Origin of the sequence: Mesorhizobium sp. 131-2-1 (assembly GCF_016756535.1) — a bacterium.
In the GTDB taxonomy this organism is placed as follows: Bacteria; Pseudomonadota; Alphaproteobacteria; order Rhizobiales; family Rhizobiaceae; genus Mesorhizobium.
In genome coordinates, this window is sequence record NZ_AP023247.1 from 4,802,273 (window position 1) to 4,817,805 (window position 15,533).

13 protein-coding genes are annotated in these 15,533 nt (G+C 64.9%); 6 read left to right on the forward strand and 7 right to left on the reverse strand.

Annotated elements, in window-relative coordinates; all coding sequences use genetic code 11:
- Positions 1-18: 18 nt before the first annotated feature.
- Entirely contained in the window at positions 19-1,503 is a 1,485-nt protein-coding gene (locus JG743_RS23560; RefSeq protein ID WP_202293109.1) for a leucyl aminopeptidase, read from the reverse strand.
- A gap of 348 nt (positions 1,504-1,851) precedes the next feature.
- Between JG743_RS23560 and lptF the strand changes: the two genes are divergently transcribed.
- The 6 genes from lptF to rsmA all read left to right on the forward strand — a co-directional run bounded on the left by lptF (position 1,852) and on the right by rsmA (position 9,552).
- The gene (gene lptF, locus JG743_RS23565; RefSeq protein ID WP_202293110.1) at positions 1,852-3,048 is read left to right on the forward strand and encodes an LPS export ABC transporter permease LptF; all 1,197 of its coding nucleotides are present in this window, start codon (positions 1,852-1,854) and stop codon (positions 3,046-3,048) included.
- Positions 3,049-3,050: 2 nt separating this feature from the next.
- Complete coding sequence (gene lptG / locus JG743_RS23570) at positions 3,051-4,133, forward strand: LPS export ABC transporter permease LptG (protein WP_202293111.1); 1,083 nt, start codon at positions 3,051-3,053, stop codon at positions 4,131-4,133.
- Complete coding sequence (locus JG743_RS23575) at positions 4,133-6,550, forward strand: LPS-assembly protein LptD (protein ID WP_202293112.1); 2,418 nt, start codon at positions 4,133-4,135, stop codon at positions 6,548-6,550. Before lptG ends, JG743_RS23575 begins: the two co-directional genes overlap by 1 nt.
- 182 nt (positions 6,551-6,732) lie before the next feature.
- Positions 6,733-7,656: a peptidylprolyl isomerase gene (locus JG743_RS23580; protein ID WP_202293113.1), complete on the forward strand. Its 924-nt coding sequence runs from the start codon at positions 6,733-6,735 to the stop codon at positions 7,654-7,656.
- Between the two features lie 11 nt (positions 7,657-7,667).
- Positions 7,668-8,696, forward strand: a complete 1,029-nt coding sequence (gene pdxA, locus JG743_RS23585; protein ID WP_202293114.1) for a 4-hydroxythreonine-4-phosphate dehydrogenase PdxA — start codon at positions 7,668-7,670, stop codon at positions 8,694-8,696.
- Between the two features lie 25 nt (positions 8,697-8,721).
- Positions 8,722-9,552 carry a 16S rRNA (adenine(1518)-N(6)/adenine(1519)-N(6))-dimethyltransferase RsmA gene (rsmA, locus tag JG743_RS23590; protein WP_202293115.1) on the forward strand — a complete coding sequence of 277 codons (831 nt, stop codon included), beginning with the start codon at positions 8,722-8,724 and terminating at the stop codon, positions 9,550-9,552.
- A 165-nt stretch (positions 9,553-9,717) separates the two neighbouring features.
- Here rsmA and gmk read toward each other — a convergent pair whose 3' ends face one another.
- The 6 genes from gmk to fabG all read right to left on the reverse strand — a co-directional run bounded on the left by gmk (position 9,718) and on the right by fabG (position 15,490).
- Entirely contained in the window at positions 9,718-10,392 is a 675-nt protein-coding gene (gene gmk, locus JG743_RS23595; RefSeq protein ID WP_244672895.1) for a guanylate kinase, read from the reverse strand.
- Positions 10,393-10,397: 5 nt separating this feature from the next.
- On the reverse strand, positions 10,398-11,288 hold the full coding sequence (locus JG743_RS23600) for a YicC/YloC family endoribonuclease (RefSeq protein WP_202293116.1): 891 nt from the start codon (positions 11,286-11,288) through the stop codon (positions 10,398-10,400).
- 148 nt (positions 11,289-11,436) lie between these two features.
- A complete protein-coding gene (gene mltG / locus JG743_RS23605; protein ID WP_202293117.1) occupies positions 11,437-12,672 on the reverse strand; it encodes an endolytic transglycosylase MltG in 1,236 nt (411 codons plus the stop codon).
- Positions 12,673-12,873: 201 nt separating this feature from the next.
- The gene (gene fabF / locus JG743_RS23610; RefSeq protein ID WP_202293118.1) at positions 12,874-14,136 is read right to left on the reverse strand and encodes a beta-ketoacyl-ACP synthase II; all 1,263 of its coding nucleotides are present in this window, start codon (positions 14,134-14,136) and stop codon (positions 12,874-12,876) included.
- Positions 14,137-14,170: 34 nt separating this feature from the next.
- Positions 14,171-14,407: an acyl carrier protein gene (locus JG743_RS23615; RefSeq protein ID WP_006203723.1), complete on the reverse strand. Its 237-nt coding sequence runs from the start codon at positions 14,405-14,407 to the stop codon at positions 14,171-14,173.
- Positions 14,408-14,752: 345 nt separating this feature from the next.
- Complete coding sequence (gene fabG, locus JG743_RS23620; protein WP_202293119.1) at positions 14,753-15,490, reverse strand: 3-oxoacyl-[acyl-carrier-protein] reductase; 738 nt, start codon at positions 15,488-15,490, stop codon at positions 14,753-14,755.
- Between the last annotated feature and the right edge of the window lie 43 nt (positions 15,491-15,533).

Consider the following 15,533-nt stretch of genomic DNA (forward strand, 5'->3'; position numbering starts at 1 on the left):
AACATCGAGTTGGAGGCGTCATCCTTCGTAATGATCGCGCACCAGCCGGTCGAGCAGGCGCACGCCGAAGCCCGAGCCCCAGGACTGGTTGATCTCGCTCGGCGGCGAACCCATCGCCGTGCCGGCGATGTCGAGATGCGCCCAGGGTGTCTCCTTGACGAAACGCTGCAGGAATTGCGCCGCGATGATGGCGCCGCCGTAACGGCCGCCGATGTTCTTCATGTCGGCATTCTTGGAATCGATCAGCTTGTCGTATTCGGCCCCGAGCGGCATGCGCCACAGCCGCTCCTGCGTTGCCTGCCCGGCGCCGGAGAGCCGCTCCGCCAGTTCGTCATTGTTGGTGAACAGGCCGGCATAGTGCTGGCCGAGCGCCACCATGATGGCGCCGGTCAGCGTCGCCAGGTTGACCATGAATTTCGGCTTGAAGCGGTCGTTGGTGTACCAGAGCGCGTCGGCCAGCACGAGGCGACCTTCGGCATCGGTGTTGAGCACCTCGATGGTCTGGCCCGACATCGAGGTGACGATGTCGCCGGGGCGCTGGGCGTGGCCGTCGACGGCGTTCTCGACCAAACCGATGACGCCGACGACATTGGCCTTCGCCTTGCGGGCGGCAAGTGCGTGGATGAGCCCGGTGACGGCGGCGGCACCGCCCATGTCGCCCTTCATCTCTTCCATCCCTGAAGCCGGCTTCATCGAATTGCCGCCGGTGTCGAAGGTGACGCCCTTGCCGATGAAGGCGACCGGCGCGTCCTTGGCCTTGCCGCCCTTCCACTGCATGACGGCCATGCGGGCGCCGCGCGGCGAGCCTTGCGCAACGCCGAGCAGCGAGCCCATGCCGAGCTTCTTCATCTCCTTCTCGGTCAAGATCTCGACCTCGACGCCGAGCGCCTCGAGCCCCTTGGCGCGAGCGGCGAATTCCACCGGCCCCAGCGCATTGGCAGGTTCGTTCACAAGATCGCGCGCAAGAAGCACGCCGTCGATCACCGCCGCCTCGTCGGCGAACGCCTTCTTCGCCGCCGTGGGGTCGGCGCAGTGGATCGTCACCTTGACCGGCTTCTTCGACTCGTCCTTGTCCTTCTTGGTCTTGTACTTGTCGAAGGAATAGCTGCGCAAAAGAATGCCCGCGGCGATGTTGGCGGCCTGCCTGCCACCGGCCTCGACGCCCGGAATATCGAGCACGACGGCGACCTCAGTCGCCTTGCGCAGCGAGGCGGCAATGGTGCCGCCGAGCCTCAGCCATGCCTGGTCGTCGAGGGCGGACGCCTTGCCGGCGCCGACCGCCACCAGACGGTCGAGCGACGTGCCCTCCGGCGCCAGCACCTCGGCAACGCTGCCGAACTTGCCGGAAAAGTCGGCCACCGGGAACGCGCGAGCGAGCGCGCCGGCCGGGTCGCAAGCCTTGCCGGCCTCGCCAACGGCGCCGTCGTCGGCCGCCAGCACGAAGACGCTGCCCTTTTTCGGCGCGGCGAATTTGGCGAAGGCAATAGAGGGTGTCGAATTCATCAGAACCTGCTTTCGGGGATAGGTGCCGGACAACGGCTTTCAAGAGTGCGCGACATTTGGTCGTTTTCCATCATTTGGCAAGACTTTGGCCGAAATCGCAGCCTATATCGCCGCCGCAACCATCAGTGGATTCGTCGCGGCATGGCCCCGATCTCCTGCCGTAACATATTGTTAACCATCAATGTTTTGCATTTCTTATGCATTGCCCTAGACACTCCGGCCGGCCGGGGCGCGTGATGTGGAACGGGAACCAAGTCGAGGCGCCAATGCAGCCAGTTGTACTGCCGTCGCCGGATGACTACCTTGTCGGCGGGCATGATGCCGTTCGGCAAAATCGAGAAAGCCTTCATGAAGGTCGTTGAACGCTACATCATGCGTCGCGCATCGACGGTGTTCCTCGCTGCGCTGACCTGGACGCTGGCGATCGTGTGGACGACCCAGGTGCTGGCCAAGATCGATCTCGTCACCGATAGCGGCCAGTCGGCGCTGACCTTCTTCGAGGTCGCGGCGCTGATCATCCCCTCCATCATCCCGATCGTGGTGCCGTTCGCACTGGTAGTGGCGGTGGCGCAGACGCTGAGCGTCATGAACACCGATTCGGAACTGGCCGTGATCAACGCCGCCGGCGCCTCGCGCTGGACGATCGCGCGGCCGATCCTGCTGCTTGCGCTGGCGGCTAGCGTCTTTTCCTTCGCCGTCGACAATGGCGTCGACCCCTATGCCAGGCAGAAGAACCGCCAGCTTGTGGCCTCTTCGCGCGCCGACCTTCTGTCGTTGATCATCCAGGAGGGCACGTTCCGCAAGATCGACGACGGCCTGTTCCTGCAGGTCGGCGAGCGCCTCCCCGACAACAAGCTTGGCGGCATCTTCGTGGCCGATTCGCGCGAGGAAGGCGCCAACCTGATCTACTACGCCAAGACTGGCAGCATCGTCGAAAAGGGCGACGAGAAGGTGCTGATGATGAATGACGGCGTCATCAACCGCAAATCGCTGACCGGCGACCTGTCGGTGATCCGCTTCACCTCCTATGCCTTCGACCTCTCGGCCTTCATGTCGGCGGCAAACGAGATCACGCTCCTGCCCAAGGACCGCACGACGCAGTATCTGCTCAACCCGGATTCCAACGACAAGATGTTCCAGCGCAACCCGAGCAGCTACAAGGCCGAGGTCGACCAGCGCTTTTCCGAATGGTCCTACTCGCTGGTGTTCGCGCTGATCGCGCTGGCGGTGGCGGGCGATGCGCGCTCGCACCGGGAAGCGCGCATCCATCCGCTGATCACGGCCATCGCGATCGCGCTGTTCGTGCGCTGGCTTGGCTTCTTCGCCGCCGGCAAGGCCGACAAGGTGCCGTTCTACGCCTATATGGTCTACGGCGTGCCGATCGTGGCCTCGGCCGTCGCCACCTGGTTCATCGTTTCCTCGCGGTCGATGGAGCTGCCGGCCGCCTGGGCCGACTGGATGACCAACCTCGCCGGCCGCGTCGGCGAGACCTGGACGTCCATCAAGCTGCGTCTTTCCCGGCGCGCTTCCGGCCAGGGGGTATGACGATGGGCTGGACGCTGGGCCGCTACTTCTTCTTCCGCTATGTGTCGATCACCATCTGGTTCTTCCTCGGCCTTCTGGCGCTGGTGTTCCTGATCGACTTCACCGAGCTGTCCGGCCGCACCACCGGCCTGCCCGGCTTCACCTATGGCACCGCCTTCGCCATTTCGGCGCTGAGGATGCCGATGATCATGCTGCAGACCGTGCCGTTCGTCGGCCTGTTCTCGGCGATGGCGACGCTGGTGTCGCTCAACCGCAAATACGAGCTGGTCATCGCGCGCTCGGCCGGCGTCTCGGCCTGGCAGTTCCTGCTGCCCTGCTGCATCGGCGCGCTCCTGTTCGGCGTACTGTCGGTCGGCGTGCTCAATCCGATCGCGGCGCACGGCTTTTCCTGGTCCGAGCAGATGGAAAACCAGCTGCGCGCTGGCAATTCCAACGCGGTCCCGGCCGATACGACGCCGTGGATCCGGCAAAAGACCGCTTCCGGCGACACCATCATCGGCGCCCGGGCGATCCTCAACCAGGGCCTGGAGATGGCCGATGCGGTCTTCTTCGTGCTGGACCACCAAGGCAACATCGTCGAGCGCAAGGACGCGGCGCGCGCCTTCCTGCGCGACGGCTATTGGGAACTGCAGGACGTCAAGGCTTTCAAGGACGGCAACATCCGCACGGAAACATCCGACCGGGTCGAGACCAACCTCAAGCCGGAATTCGTGCAGGAAAGGCTGGCGCGACCGGAAACCATCCCCTTCTACGACCTGCCCGGCAAGATCGAGGTTGCCCGTTCCTTCGGGCTGAAGGCAAATGCCTTCGCCATGCAGTTTGATTCGCTGGTGGCGCTGCCGTTCCTTCTCGTCGCCATGACGCTGATTGCGGCAACGGTTTCAATGAGATTTGCGCGAATGGGGCAGTCGGCGACGATGATTCTGGGTGGCGTCCTCGCCGGCTTTCTGCTTTATGTCGTTTCGGTATTGGTCAAGGCATTCGGCGTGGCGGGATTCGTCCCTACGGCGGTGGCCGCATGGGTTCCGGTTGTCGTGGCTATGTTCTTCGGGGTGACATTTCTGCTATACAAGGAAGACGGCTAGTGAGGGAGGCGGTTTTGCGCAGCCATAGGCAGGCCGGTTTGGCACGCCTTTATGGGGCGAGCGCCTTGTCATGCCTGTTCGCCTGCGTGATGCCAGTGGCGCCCGCGCTGGCACAGGACGTCACCGGCATGGCGACCAAGGTTCCCTCCGGCACGCAGATGCTGCTTGCCGCCGACACGCTCGTCTACAACAACGACAACAACACGGTGACCGCCGTTGGCGGCGTCCAGATCGACTATGGCGGCAACAAGCTGGTCGCCCAGCGGGTCGAATACAACCGCAACACCAAGCGCCTTGTCGCCAGCGGCGCGGTCGAGTTGATCAACAGCGACGGCACCAAAATCAATTCCGACCATATCGACATCACCGACGATTTCGCCGACGGTTTCGTCAACGCGCTGCGCGTCGAGACCGTCAACAAGGCCTATTTCGCCTCCGAAAGCGCCGAGCGCATGGGCGGCGTGCTGACCACCTTCCACAACGGCGTCTACACGGCCTGCGAACCTTGCGAGGACAAGCCGGACAGCGCGCCGACCTGGCGCGTCAAGGCTCGCAAGATCATCTGGAACGGCGAGAAGAAGACGGTCCGCTTCGAGAACGCGAATTTCGAGTTCTTCGGCTTCCCCCTCGCCTATCTGCCGGCCTTCGAGATCGCCGACCCGACGGTGAAGCGCAAGAGCGGCTTCCTGATCCCCGGCATCGTCTACAAGAGCGACCTCGGCGTCGGCGTCAAGGTCCCCTACTACCTCGCCCTGTCGCCGACCTACGACCTCACCGTCACCGGCACCGGCTACACCAAGCAAGGCTTCCTCGGCGAGGCCGAGTGGCGCCAGCGTTTCAACAATGGCGAGTACAGCCTGAAGATCGCCGGCATCCATCAGCAGGATCCCGACGCCTTCATCGACAACGGCGTCCACAATGTCGATTCGGGCGCGGCGGGCGACCCGAACAAGTTCCGCGGCATGATGGGCACCAAGGGCCAGTTCGCCATCAACCAGCGCTGGAACTTCGGTTGGGACGTGCTGCTGCAGACCGACAAGAACTTCTCGCGCACCTACGCCATCGACGGCTACAGCGACACAGTTCACCAGTCGTCGGTCTATCTGACCGGTCTCAACGACCGCAATTATTTCGACATCCGCGCCATGCGCTTCCAGGTGCAGGAAAACACGCTGGCCAGCGATTTGACGGCGCGTTCCGCCAAGCAGCCCTGGGTGCTGCCCTCGCTCGACTATGCCTATATTCCGGACATGGCGATTGCCGGCGGGCAATTGTCGCTCAACGTCAACGCTCGGGTCATCAGCCGCGACCGGCTGGACGCGGTGCTGGCGGATTCCAGCGACGCCACCTCGATCAACAATGTGCGCGGCATCGAAGGCCAGTCCAGCCGACTGACCACCGAGGCTGAGTGGAAGCGCACCTTCACCACCGATGGCGGCCTGCAACTGACGCCGCTGCTGGCGCTGCGCGGCGATGCCGGCTATGTCAACGCGAGCTCCGATTCGCTGGCTGCGGTCAACCAGATGGCGACCAATCTCGGCGTCGACGACAATATGCAGACCTCGCTCGCCCGCTACATGGCGACGCTGGGCCTCGAAATGCGCTGGCCGGTGCTGTTCTCGATGGCGAACTCCAGCCACATCGTCGAGCCGATGGCGCAGTTGTTCGTGCGTCCGAACGAGCAGTATGTCGGTGGCCTCGCAGTTCCCAACGAGGATGCGCAGAGCTTCGTCTTCGACGCCACGACGCTGTTCGAGCGCGACAAGTTCTCCGGTTATGACCGCATGGAAGGCGGCACGCGCGCCAATGTCGGCTTCCGCTATTCCGGCGCCTACGGCAATGGCTGGAGCACCAACGCCATCTTCGGCCAATCCTACCAGATCGCCGGCGAGAATTCGTTCACCGCGCCCGATCTGGTCAATGTCGGCGCCTATTCAGGTCTCGACAAGCCGACCTCCGACTATGTCGGCCTGATCGGCTTCAACAGCCCGAGCGGTTTCTCCGGCTCGCTCAGCGGCCGTTTCGACGAACAGACCTTCGACGTCAGGCGCGCCGAGGTGAAGGCCGCCTATTCCGGCCTGCCGGTTTCGCTCAGCGCCAAATATGCCTTCATCCAGGCGCAGCCACTCTACGGCTTCGAGACCGATCGCCACGAGGTGACGCTCGGCGCCTCGACGCACCTTGCCGAGAACTGGCGCGTCTTCGGCACCGGCACCTACGACCTGAAGCAGAGCGTTCTGGTCAAGGACGGCATCGGCTTTGCGTACAACGATTCCTGCTTCACCTATCTGATGACGTTCTCGGAATCGCGCGACCTTGTGACCAAGGAAGTGTCGCAGAATGTCGGCTTCAACCTGTCGTTCCGCACGCTTGGCGATTTCGGTTCGTCGACCAGTGCCATCGACACCATCCAGTGACGGCAGGCCGACGACATGGTTTCGCCGCATAGGGCTGGCAGGGGTCTCGGTTATTGCGCGTGCCCCCGAAATCGAAGCGATTGCGGCAAGGATCATGCGCCAAATCAGGTACTGCAGTGTCCGTTGCGGTTCCCAGGGGACGCGCGGCGCTGTAAAAGCGGGACAGAATTGGGATAGGTGAGATGAGGAAATTCCTGTTTTCAGCAGGCTTCGCGCTGCTGGTGGCGGCAACCTCGGTTTCGATCATGGCGATGACGCCGCCTGCCTTCGCCAGCACGATCAAATATGTCGTCAACAACATACCGATCACCACAGGCGACATCGCGCACCGGGCCGCGTTCCTGAAGTTGCAGCACAAGAAGGGCGACGCCGGGCAGGAGATGATCGACCAGACGCTGCGCCTGGCCGAAGCCAGGCGGCTTGGCATCCGCATCACCGACGCCCAGGTCGACGCCGCCTATCAGCGCTTCGCCACCAATAACAAGATGCAGCTCAAGCAGCTCGACGGCATCATGGCGCAGGCGGGGGTCACCAAGGAGCACTTCAAGGACTTCATCCGCGCCCAGATGGCCTGGAACCAGGCGCTGAGTGCCCGCTACCGCTCCGGCGAGGGCGGCGCGGTGACCGAGCAGGACGCGGTCCGGCGCATGCTGGACAAGGGCGGCGCCAAGCCGACCGCCATGGAATACATGCTGCAGCAGGTGATCTTCGTGGTGCCGCCTTCCGAGCGCAGCGCGACGCTGGCCAAGCGCAAGCGCGAGGCCGACGCCATGCGCGCCCGCTTTAACGGCTGCGCCACAACGCGTGAATTCGCCAAGGGTCTGCTCGACGTCACCGTGCGCGATCTCGGCCGCGTGCTGGCACCGCAGCTTCCGCCGGACTGGGCCGACCAGATCAAGGCGACCAAGGTCGGTGGCGCCACCGCCACGCGCGAGACCGAGCGCGGCGTCGAGTTCATCGGCATCTGCTCGTCGCGCGAAGTGTCCGACGACAAGGCGGCGCAGATGGTGTTCCAGAGCGAGGGCGGCAACGACAAGGAGGCCGACGAGCTTTCGAAGAAGTATGTCGAGGAGCTGCGGAAGAAGGCCCGCATCGTCGAGCGCTAAAGCGGCATAGCGTGCGCAAGATCGATGCCCCGCTGGCCTTGAGCGTTGGCGATCCTTCCGGCGTCGGCCCGGAAATCGCCATCGCCGCCTGGCTCGCCGGTGAAAGCGCCGGCGTACCCCCCTTCTACCTGCTTGCCGATCCGACATTGATCGAGGCGCGGGCGCACAGGATCGGCGCCAACATAGCCATCGCCGAAACGCTGCCGGCGCAAGCAGCGCGGGTGTTTTCGCGGGCGCTGCCGATTGCGCCGCTGGATGCCGGCCATATCGACAATCCCGGGCGGCCCGACACGGCCAATGCCGCCGGCACGATCGAGGCCATCGACCGCGCCGTGGCCGACTGCCTTGCCGGCCGCGCCGCGGCGGTGGTCACCGGCCCCATCGCCAAGAAGCCGCTTTACGATGCCGGCTTCCGCTTTCCCGGGCACACCGAATATCTGGCGCATCTGGCGGCACGGCACACTGGCGTCGAAGTGACGCCGGTGATGCTGCTTGCCGGCCCGGAACTGCTCACGGTCCCCGTCACCATCCACATCGCGCTTGCCGATGTACCCAAGGCGCTGACCACGGAGCTGATCGTCGCCACCGGACGCATCACCGCGGCCGACCTTGAAGGCCGCTTCGGCATCGCCAGGCCGAGGCTGGCGGTCGCTGGCCTCAACCCGCATGCAGGCGAAGGCGGAGCGATAGGGCTTGAGGACAATCTGGTCATCCGCCCGGCGGTCGAACAGCTACGGGCGGAAGGCATCGACGCGTTCGGGCCGCTGCCGGCCGACACCATGTTCCATGCGCGGGCGCGGGCCGGCTACGACGCGGCGCTCTGCATGTACCACGACCAGGCGCTGATCCCGGCCAAGGCGCTGGCCTTCGACGAGGCGGTCAACGTCACGCTCGGGCTGCCCTTCATCCGCACCTCGCCCGACCACGGCACCGCCTTCGACATTGCCGGCCAGGGCATTGCGCGCGCCGACAGCCTGATCGCCGCATTGAGGCTCGCCCGCCGGCTTGCCGACAGCGGGGCGGAGGCTGCCGCAGCATGAGCCGCATCGCGATGAGCCCGGCCGCATGACGATCGACGGGCTGCCGCCGCTGCGCGAGGTGATCGAGCGCCATGGGCTGCAGGCGAAGAAGGCGCTCGGCCAGAATTTCCTGCTCGACCTCAATCTGACCGGCAAGATCGCGCGCGCCGCCGGCGACCTCACTGATGCCACGGTGATCGAGGTCGGCCCCGGCCCCGGCGGGCTGACGCGGGCGCTGCTGTTCAACGGCGCCAAACGGGTCGTCGCGATCGAGCGCGACGAGCGCTGCCTGGAGGCGCTGGCACAAGTCTCCAGCCATTACCCCGGCCGTCTGGAGGTTATTCCCGGCGATGCGCTGAAGACGGATTTTGCAGCGCTCGCCAGGGACGCCGGCGGACCGGTGAAGATCGTCGCCAACCTGCCTTATAATATCGGCACGGAACTCTTGATCCGCTGGCTGACAGTTTCCGCATGGCCGCCCTTCTACCAATCGATGACGCTGATGTTCCAGCGCGAGGTGGCCGAGCGCATCACCGCGACCCCAGGCAGCGACGCCTATGGGCGTCTCGGTGTGCTGGCCGGCTGGCGCACGCAGGCCAGGATCGCCTTCGACGTGCCGCCGCAGGCCTTCACGCCGCCGCCAAAGGTGACGTCGTCGGTGGTGCATCTGGTGCCGCGCGCCACGCCCTTGCCGACCGAAGCGAAGAAACTCGGCCGCGTCACCGAGGCGGCCTTCGGCCAGCGCCGCAAAATGCTGCGGCAAAGCGTGAAGAGCCTCGGCGGCGAGGCGCTGTTGGTGCGCGCCGACATCGACCCGACGCGCCGCGCCGAAACGCTCAGCGTCGAGGAATTCGTGAGGCTGACGAACGCGGTGTAGCCTGCGCTCTTCCCTTCTCCCTTGTGGGAGAAGGTGTCGCCGAAGGCGACGGATGAGGGGTGCTGGAAGAAATGAGACGTGGCGATCCTGCCAACACCCCTCATCCGTCTCGGCGCTACGCGCCGATCCACCTTCTCCCACAAGGGGAGAAGGAGAGGCGCCGCCTCACTCCGTCTTCTCGTCCAGCAGGCCCGAGACGAAATCGAACAGGCCCGGCCGCCTGTCGCGGCGAAGGCGCTCGGCGGTGACGATACCGCGCACCTCGGCGGAGGCGCGGTCGAGATCGTCGTTGACGATGACGAAGTCGTACTCCTTCCAGTGCTCGATCTCTAGGCGGGCGTTCTTCAGCCGGGTCTCGATCACCGATTCCTGGTCCTCGGCGCGGCGCTTCAGTCGCGCCTTCAGTTCCTTCATCGACGGCGGCAGGATGAAGATCGAGACGATGTCGGCGCGCATCTTCTCCTTGAGCTGCTGGGCGCCCTGCCAGTCGATGTCGAACAGCATGTCGCGTCCCTGCGCCAGCGCCAATTCCGCCGGCTCGCGCGGCGTGGCGTAGCAGTTGCCATGCACCTCGGCCCATTCGAGCAGCGCGTCGGAATCACGCAGCCGCTCGAATTCGCGCATGGTGCGGAAATGATAATGCACGCCTTCGATCTCCGAGCCGCGGCGCGGCCTGGTCGTAACCGACACCGACAGTTCGAGGCTGGCATCGCTTTCCAGCAGGTTGCGCGCGATCGTCGACTTGCCGGCGCCGGACGGCGAAGACAAGACCAGCATCAGCCCGCGGCGGCGGATGCGGGATCCCAGATCCCTGGCAACCATCGGCTCCTTGGCAACCATCCGGGTCACTCCAGATTCTGAACCTGTTCGCGAAACTGGTCGACGACCGCCTTCAGTTCCAGCCCGATGGCGGTGACGGCAGCGGCGTTCGACTTCGAGCACAGCGTATTCGATTCGCGGTTGAATTCCTGCGCCAGAAAATCGAGCTTGCGGCCGACGGCGCCGCCATTGGCGAGCAGCGCCCGGCCTGACACGACATGCGTCTTCAGCCGGTCGATCTCCTCGCGGATGTCGGCCTTGGTGGCGAGGAAGGCAGCTTCCTGATGCAGGCGGCTGGCGTCGAGATTGGCCGAAGCGTCCATCAACAGGCGGACCTGCTCGGCGATGCGTTCGCGGATCGCCGCCGGCTCGCGCGACGGATCGGCCTCGGCCTTCAGTGTCAGCGCCTCGATGGCGTCGATGTGGCCTGCAAGCAGCGAGCGCAAGGCGGCGCCCTCGCCCTGGCGCGCCATTTCCAGTCCGGTCAGCACCGTCTCGAGCGACGCAAGAATGGCGCCGTCGAGCGCCGCCCGCGCCTCCTCGGTCTCGATGGCCTCGGGAATGTCGAGCACGCCGCGCAGCGCAAGCAGCCCGTCGGCGGTGGCCGCAGCAACACCAAACTGTTCCTGCAGGCGCTTGGCGAGCCCGGCCAGGTCCTTGAGGAAAGCCTCGTTGACCACCGGCTGCACCTGATGGCCGGCGGCGCGGCCGACCGTCAGCGTGGCCTGGAAATTGCCGCGCGAAAAACGCTTCTGGATCGTCTGGCGGACGGCCGGTTCCAGCCGCTCGAAGCCTTGCGGCAGCCGCAATCTCACCTCGACGCTCTTGCCGTTGACCGACTTCACCTCCCAGGCGATCGAGGTGCCGTCATGTTCGGCGACCGCCCGTGCAAAACCGGTCATGCTCTGCAGATTCATGATGCCCTTGCGCCCCCCTTGCGCGTGGTCGCGGATGACGCGCCAACCAATCGGGCGCCCTCTAACCGGGGCGCCGCCGTCAATATCTTAAATATCAATGCGCCCCTTGCCGCCAAGTGCCAAGGGACAAGTTCAAAACCGTTTGTCGCTATTGGGCGGCGCCCGCATCGCCGCCGGCGTCGCCACCCGCATCGCCATCGGCCGGCGCGTCGGTCTGGCCCTCGACCTTGGCGGCGCCGGCCTTGGCGGCGTCCTCGGCCTGCTTCCTCTGCAGCGCACGGTAACGGGCGACGTTCTGGTTGTGCTCTTCGAGCGTCGCGGCGAAGACGTGGCCGCCAGTGCCGTCGGCGACGAAATAGAGGTCGTCGGTCTTCGACGGGTTGGCCACGGCCTCGAGCGCCGCTCGGCCTGGGTTGGCGATCGGCGTCGGCGGCAGGCCGTTGATCAGATAGGTGTTGTAGGGCGTCTGCTTGTCGATGTCGGACTGGTAGATCGGGCGATCGGTGGGTTTGCCCTTGCCGCCGAACAGGCCGTAGATGATGGTTGGATCGGACTGCAGCCGCATGCCCTTGGCTAGCCGGTTGAGGAAGACCGCGGCCACCCGCGAGCGCTCGTCGCCCCTGCCCGTCTCCTTCTCGACGATCGAAGCCAGCGTGACGAAGTCCTTGACATTGGCGATCGGAAGGTCCGGCGCGCGCCGCTCCCAGACATCGTCGACCAGCTTCTTCTGGTCGGCGAGAAGCTTGTCGATCATCTGCTGGCGCGTGGCGCCGCGGGTGAAGCGCAGCGTGTCGGTCGCAAGGCTGCCCTCCGTCGGCATGGTCGCCGGCATGTCGCCGGTCAGCGCGTCCTGCTCGGCGATGCGCTGCAGCGCCTGCTCGACCGTCAGCCCCTCGGGGATGGTCAGCGAATACATCACCGACTTGCCGCTCTTCAGCAGCTCCATGATGTCGCGCATCGAGGCGCGCGGCTTGATCTCGTACTCGCCGGCTTTCAGCGCGGAATCATTACCGGTTGCGCGCACGCCAAGCCGGAAGATACGGGCGTCGCTGATCAGACCACGCCGCTCGAGCTGGTCGGCGATGTCCTGGACGCCTGTGTTCGGCTTGACCAGGAAGGTGTCGCCATTGGCCGACGGGCCGGGTTCGGTGAAAGCCTGCTTGCCGAAATAGAGCGCGGCGCCGGCCGCCAGGATCATCAGCATCACCAGCGAGATGACGAAATTCATGAACACGACGACCTGGCTGCGCGAGGCGCGCGAGCGCCTCGGCGGCGGCGTGCCGGCCTCGGGGCGCAGCGCCTCGGCAGCCGTCTTCGGCACGATCGGACCGGATTGAGCCTGTTGCTTTCCGAATTCTCCGCTGCCGCCCGGATTTGTGTTCATAGCGCCCTACCATTTGATCTCTTGGAGCGGCCTGCGTCCGAGCGGACGCGCGAACCGCGCTCCAACATTTCAAGCCTGCGCCTCGTGCCTTGCCAAAACCTGCTCCGGTTTTCGGCCCGATGCGCGATTCCCCACGGGCAGAGTAGGGGCGAATATGGCAAAATTGACGACAGGCCGCGCGGGCGACCGTCGGCCGCCCGCTCAGCCATTGTAGCGCTGGAAGACGAGCGAGGCGTTGGTGCCGCCGAAGCCGAAGGAGTTGGACAGCGCCACGTCGATCTGGCGGGCGCGTGGCTTGTTCGGCACGAGGTCGATCGCCGTCTCGCGTTCCGGGTTGTCGAGGTTGATTGTGGCGGGCGCCGTATTGTCGCGAATGGCGAGGATCGAGAAGATCGCCTCCGCTGCACCGGCGGCGCCCAGCAGATGGCCGATCGACGACTTGGTCGACGACATCGAGATCTTCGAGGCGGCATTGCCGACCAGTCGCTCGACTGCGCCGAGTTCGATCGTGTCGGCCATGGTCGAGGTGCCATGCGCGTTGATGTAGTCGATGTCGGCCGGTGAAAGCTTCGCCCGTTTCAGCGCCGCGGTCATGCAACGGAAGGCGCCGTCGCCATCCTCGGCTGGAGCGGTGATGTGGTAGGCGTCGCCAGTCAGGCCGTAGCCGGTGACCTCGGCATAGATTTTCGCGCCACGCGCCTTGGCATGTTCGAGCTCTTCCAGCACGACGACGCCGGCGCCCTCGCCCATGACGAAGCCGTCGCGGTCGCGGTCATAGGGACGGGAGGCTTTTTCCGGCGTTTCGTTGCGCTCGGTCGACAGCGCGCGGCAGGCAGCAAAACCGGCCAGCGAAAGCCTGGTCACCGGCGCCTCGGCGCCGCCGGCCAGCATCACGTCGGCATCGCCGAAGATGATCAGCCGGGCGGCATCGCCGATGGCATGCGCGCCGGTCGAGCAAGCGGTGACGACGGCATGGTTGGGGCCTTTCAGCCCGTGCCGGATCGACACCTGCCCCGACACCAGGTTGATGATGTTTCCGGGAATGAAGAACGGGCTGATGCGACGCGGCCCGCGCTCATGCAGGATCAGCGCATTCTCGGCAATGCCCTCGAGGCCGCCGATGCCGGAGCCGATCATGACGCCGGTGGCGCAACGCTCTTCTTCGCTGCTCGGCTGCCAGCCGGAATCCTTCAGCGCCTCGTCGGCGGCCGCAATCCCGTAGAGGATGAAGTCGCCGATCTTGCGCAATTCCTTCGGCTCGAGCACGGCTTCGGGATTGAGCGTGCCGTTGGAGCCGTCACCGCGCGGAATGACGTGAGCGATCTTGCAGGCAAGATCCTCCACTTCGAACTCGGTGACGCGCTTGGCGGCGCTGCGGCCGGTCAGCAGTTCCTTCCAGCTGTGCTCGAAGCCCATGCCGAACGGCGAAACCAGGCCAAGGCCCGTGACGACGACACGCCTCATCGCAGGTCCTCCCCGATAATGCCTGCGAAAAGCCTCAGGCAGAGGCCTTGTCGATGTACTTCACGGCATCGCCGACGGTCAAAATGGTCTCGGCAGCATCGTCCGGAATCTCGACGCCGAACTCTTCTTCGAACGCCATGACGAGTTCGACCGTGTCGAGGCTGTCAGCGCCAAGATCGTCGATGAAGCTCGCCTGCTCCGTCACCTTGTCGGCATCGACGCCCAGGTGCTCGATGACGATCTTCTTGACGCGCTCTGCGGTGTCACTCATTTGGGGCATCCTCGTCTTTTGTCTGTTTGTCTTCGTTAGCGGGCGGAATGCCGCTAATCAAGCTGAAAGATGGTCCTGCCGGAAACGCAACGGACTGGACCGGTTTTTGCCCGAACCGCCGGGTTGCGGGCCGCATTACACGAAAAATGGCTGAGGTCCAAGCCGAAACGGCTCTTTTCACAACCGCCGGACCTTGGTCCGCCAGGGTGTGTCGAGATTCAGGTCAGGCCGAGCCGAAAATGCCGCTTTCGAGAACCGGAGCGGAGCGGACATTCGGGTCCGTGAGCACCGGAAGCGCAGAAAGCCGCCGTTTGCAGGCCGGCATCACCTGAACATCAACGCACCTTAGATCATCGCCATGCCGCCATTCACATGAATGGTCTGGCCGGTGACGTAGGCCGCCTCGTTGGAGGAGAGATAGGCGACAGCGGACGCCACTTCGGCGCTTGTGCCCATGCGCCGGGTCGGGATCGCCGCCATGATCGTCTCCTTCTGCTTGTCGTTGAGCTTGTCGGTCATGGCCGATTCGATGAAGCCCGGGGCGACGCAGTTGACGGTGATGTTGCGGGTGGCGATCTCCTGCGCCAGCGACTTGGAAAAGCCGATCATGCCCGCCTTGGAAGCGCAGTAATTGGTCTGGCCGGGATTGCCGGTGACGCCAACCACCGAGGTGATGTTGATGATGCGGCCATGGCGGCGGCGCATCATCGGATGGGTGAGCTCGCGGGTCAGCCGGAAGACGGCGGTGAGGTTGACCTCCAGCACACTGTCCCAGTCGGCATCGGACATGCGCACGAACAGGCCGTCCTTGGTGATGCCGGCATTGTTGACGAGGATGTCGACGCCTTCGAGGTCGGCCTCCGCCTTCTGGCCGAGCGCCTTGACCTCGTCGCGGTCGGACAGGTTGGCCGGAAACAGCATCACGCGGTCGCCGAGCTCGGCGGCCAGCGCCTCGAGCTTCTCTATCCGCGTCCCATGCAGGCCGACGATCGCGCCCTGGCTGTGCAGCACACGGGCGATCGCCTCGCCGATGCCCCCCGATGCGCCGGTGACGAGCGCCTTGCGGCCGGTCAGTTCGAACATTCTTGTCTCCTGATCTCAGAGGACACCCTTCACATGGGTGCGT

What these genes read in the sequence shown, in the direction of transcription:
- JG743_RS23560 (WP_202293109.1), bottom strand. Translation starts at nt 1,503, where the DNA reads ATGAATTCGACACCCTCTATTGCCTTCGCCAAATTCGCCGCGCCGAAA.
- lptF (WP_202293110.1), top strand. Translation starts at nt 1,852, where the DNA reads ATGAAGGTCGTTGAACGCTACATCATGCGTCGCGCATCGACGGTGTTC.
- lptG (WP_202293111.1), top strand. Translation starts at nt 3,051, where the DNA reads ATGGGCTGGACGCTGGGCCGCTACTTCTTCTTCCGCTATGTGTCGATC.
- JG743_RS23580 (WP_202293113.1), top strand. Translation starts at nt 6,733, where the DNA reads ATGAGGAAATTCCTGTTTTCAGCAGGCTTCGCGCTGCTGGTGGCGGCA.
- rsmA (WP_202293115.1), top strand. Translation starts at nt 8,722, where the DNA reads ATGACGATCGACGGGCTGCCGCCGCTGCGCGAGGTGATCGAGCGCCAT.
- gmk (WP_244672895.1), bottom strand. Translation starts at nt 10,392, where the DNA reads ATGGTTGCCAAGGAGCCGATGGTTGCCAGGGATCTGGGATCCCGCATC.
- JG743_RS23600 (WP_202293116.1), bottom strand. Translation starts at nt 11,288, where the DNA reads ATGAATCTGCAGAGCATGACCGGTTTTGCACGGGCGGTCGCCGAACAT.
- mltG (WP_202293117.1), bottom strand. Translation starts at nt 12,672, where the DNA reads ATGAACACAAATCCGGGCGGCAGCGGAGAATTCGGAAAGCAACAGGCT.
- fabF (WP_202293118.1), bottom strand. Translation starts at nt 14,136, where the DNA reads ATGAGGCGTGTCGTCGTCACGGGCCTTGGCCTGGTTTCGCCGTTCGGC.
- JG743_RS23615 (WP_006203723.1), bottom strand. Translation starts at nt 14,407, where the DNA reads ATGAGTGACACCGCAGAGCGCGTCAAGAAGATCGTCATCGAGCACCTG.
- fabG (WP_202293119.1), bottom strand. Translation starts at nt 15,490, where the DNA reads ATGTTCGAACTGACCGGCCGCAAGGCGCTCGTCACCGGCGCATCGGGG.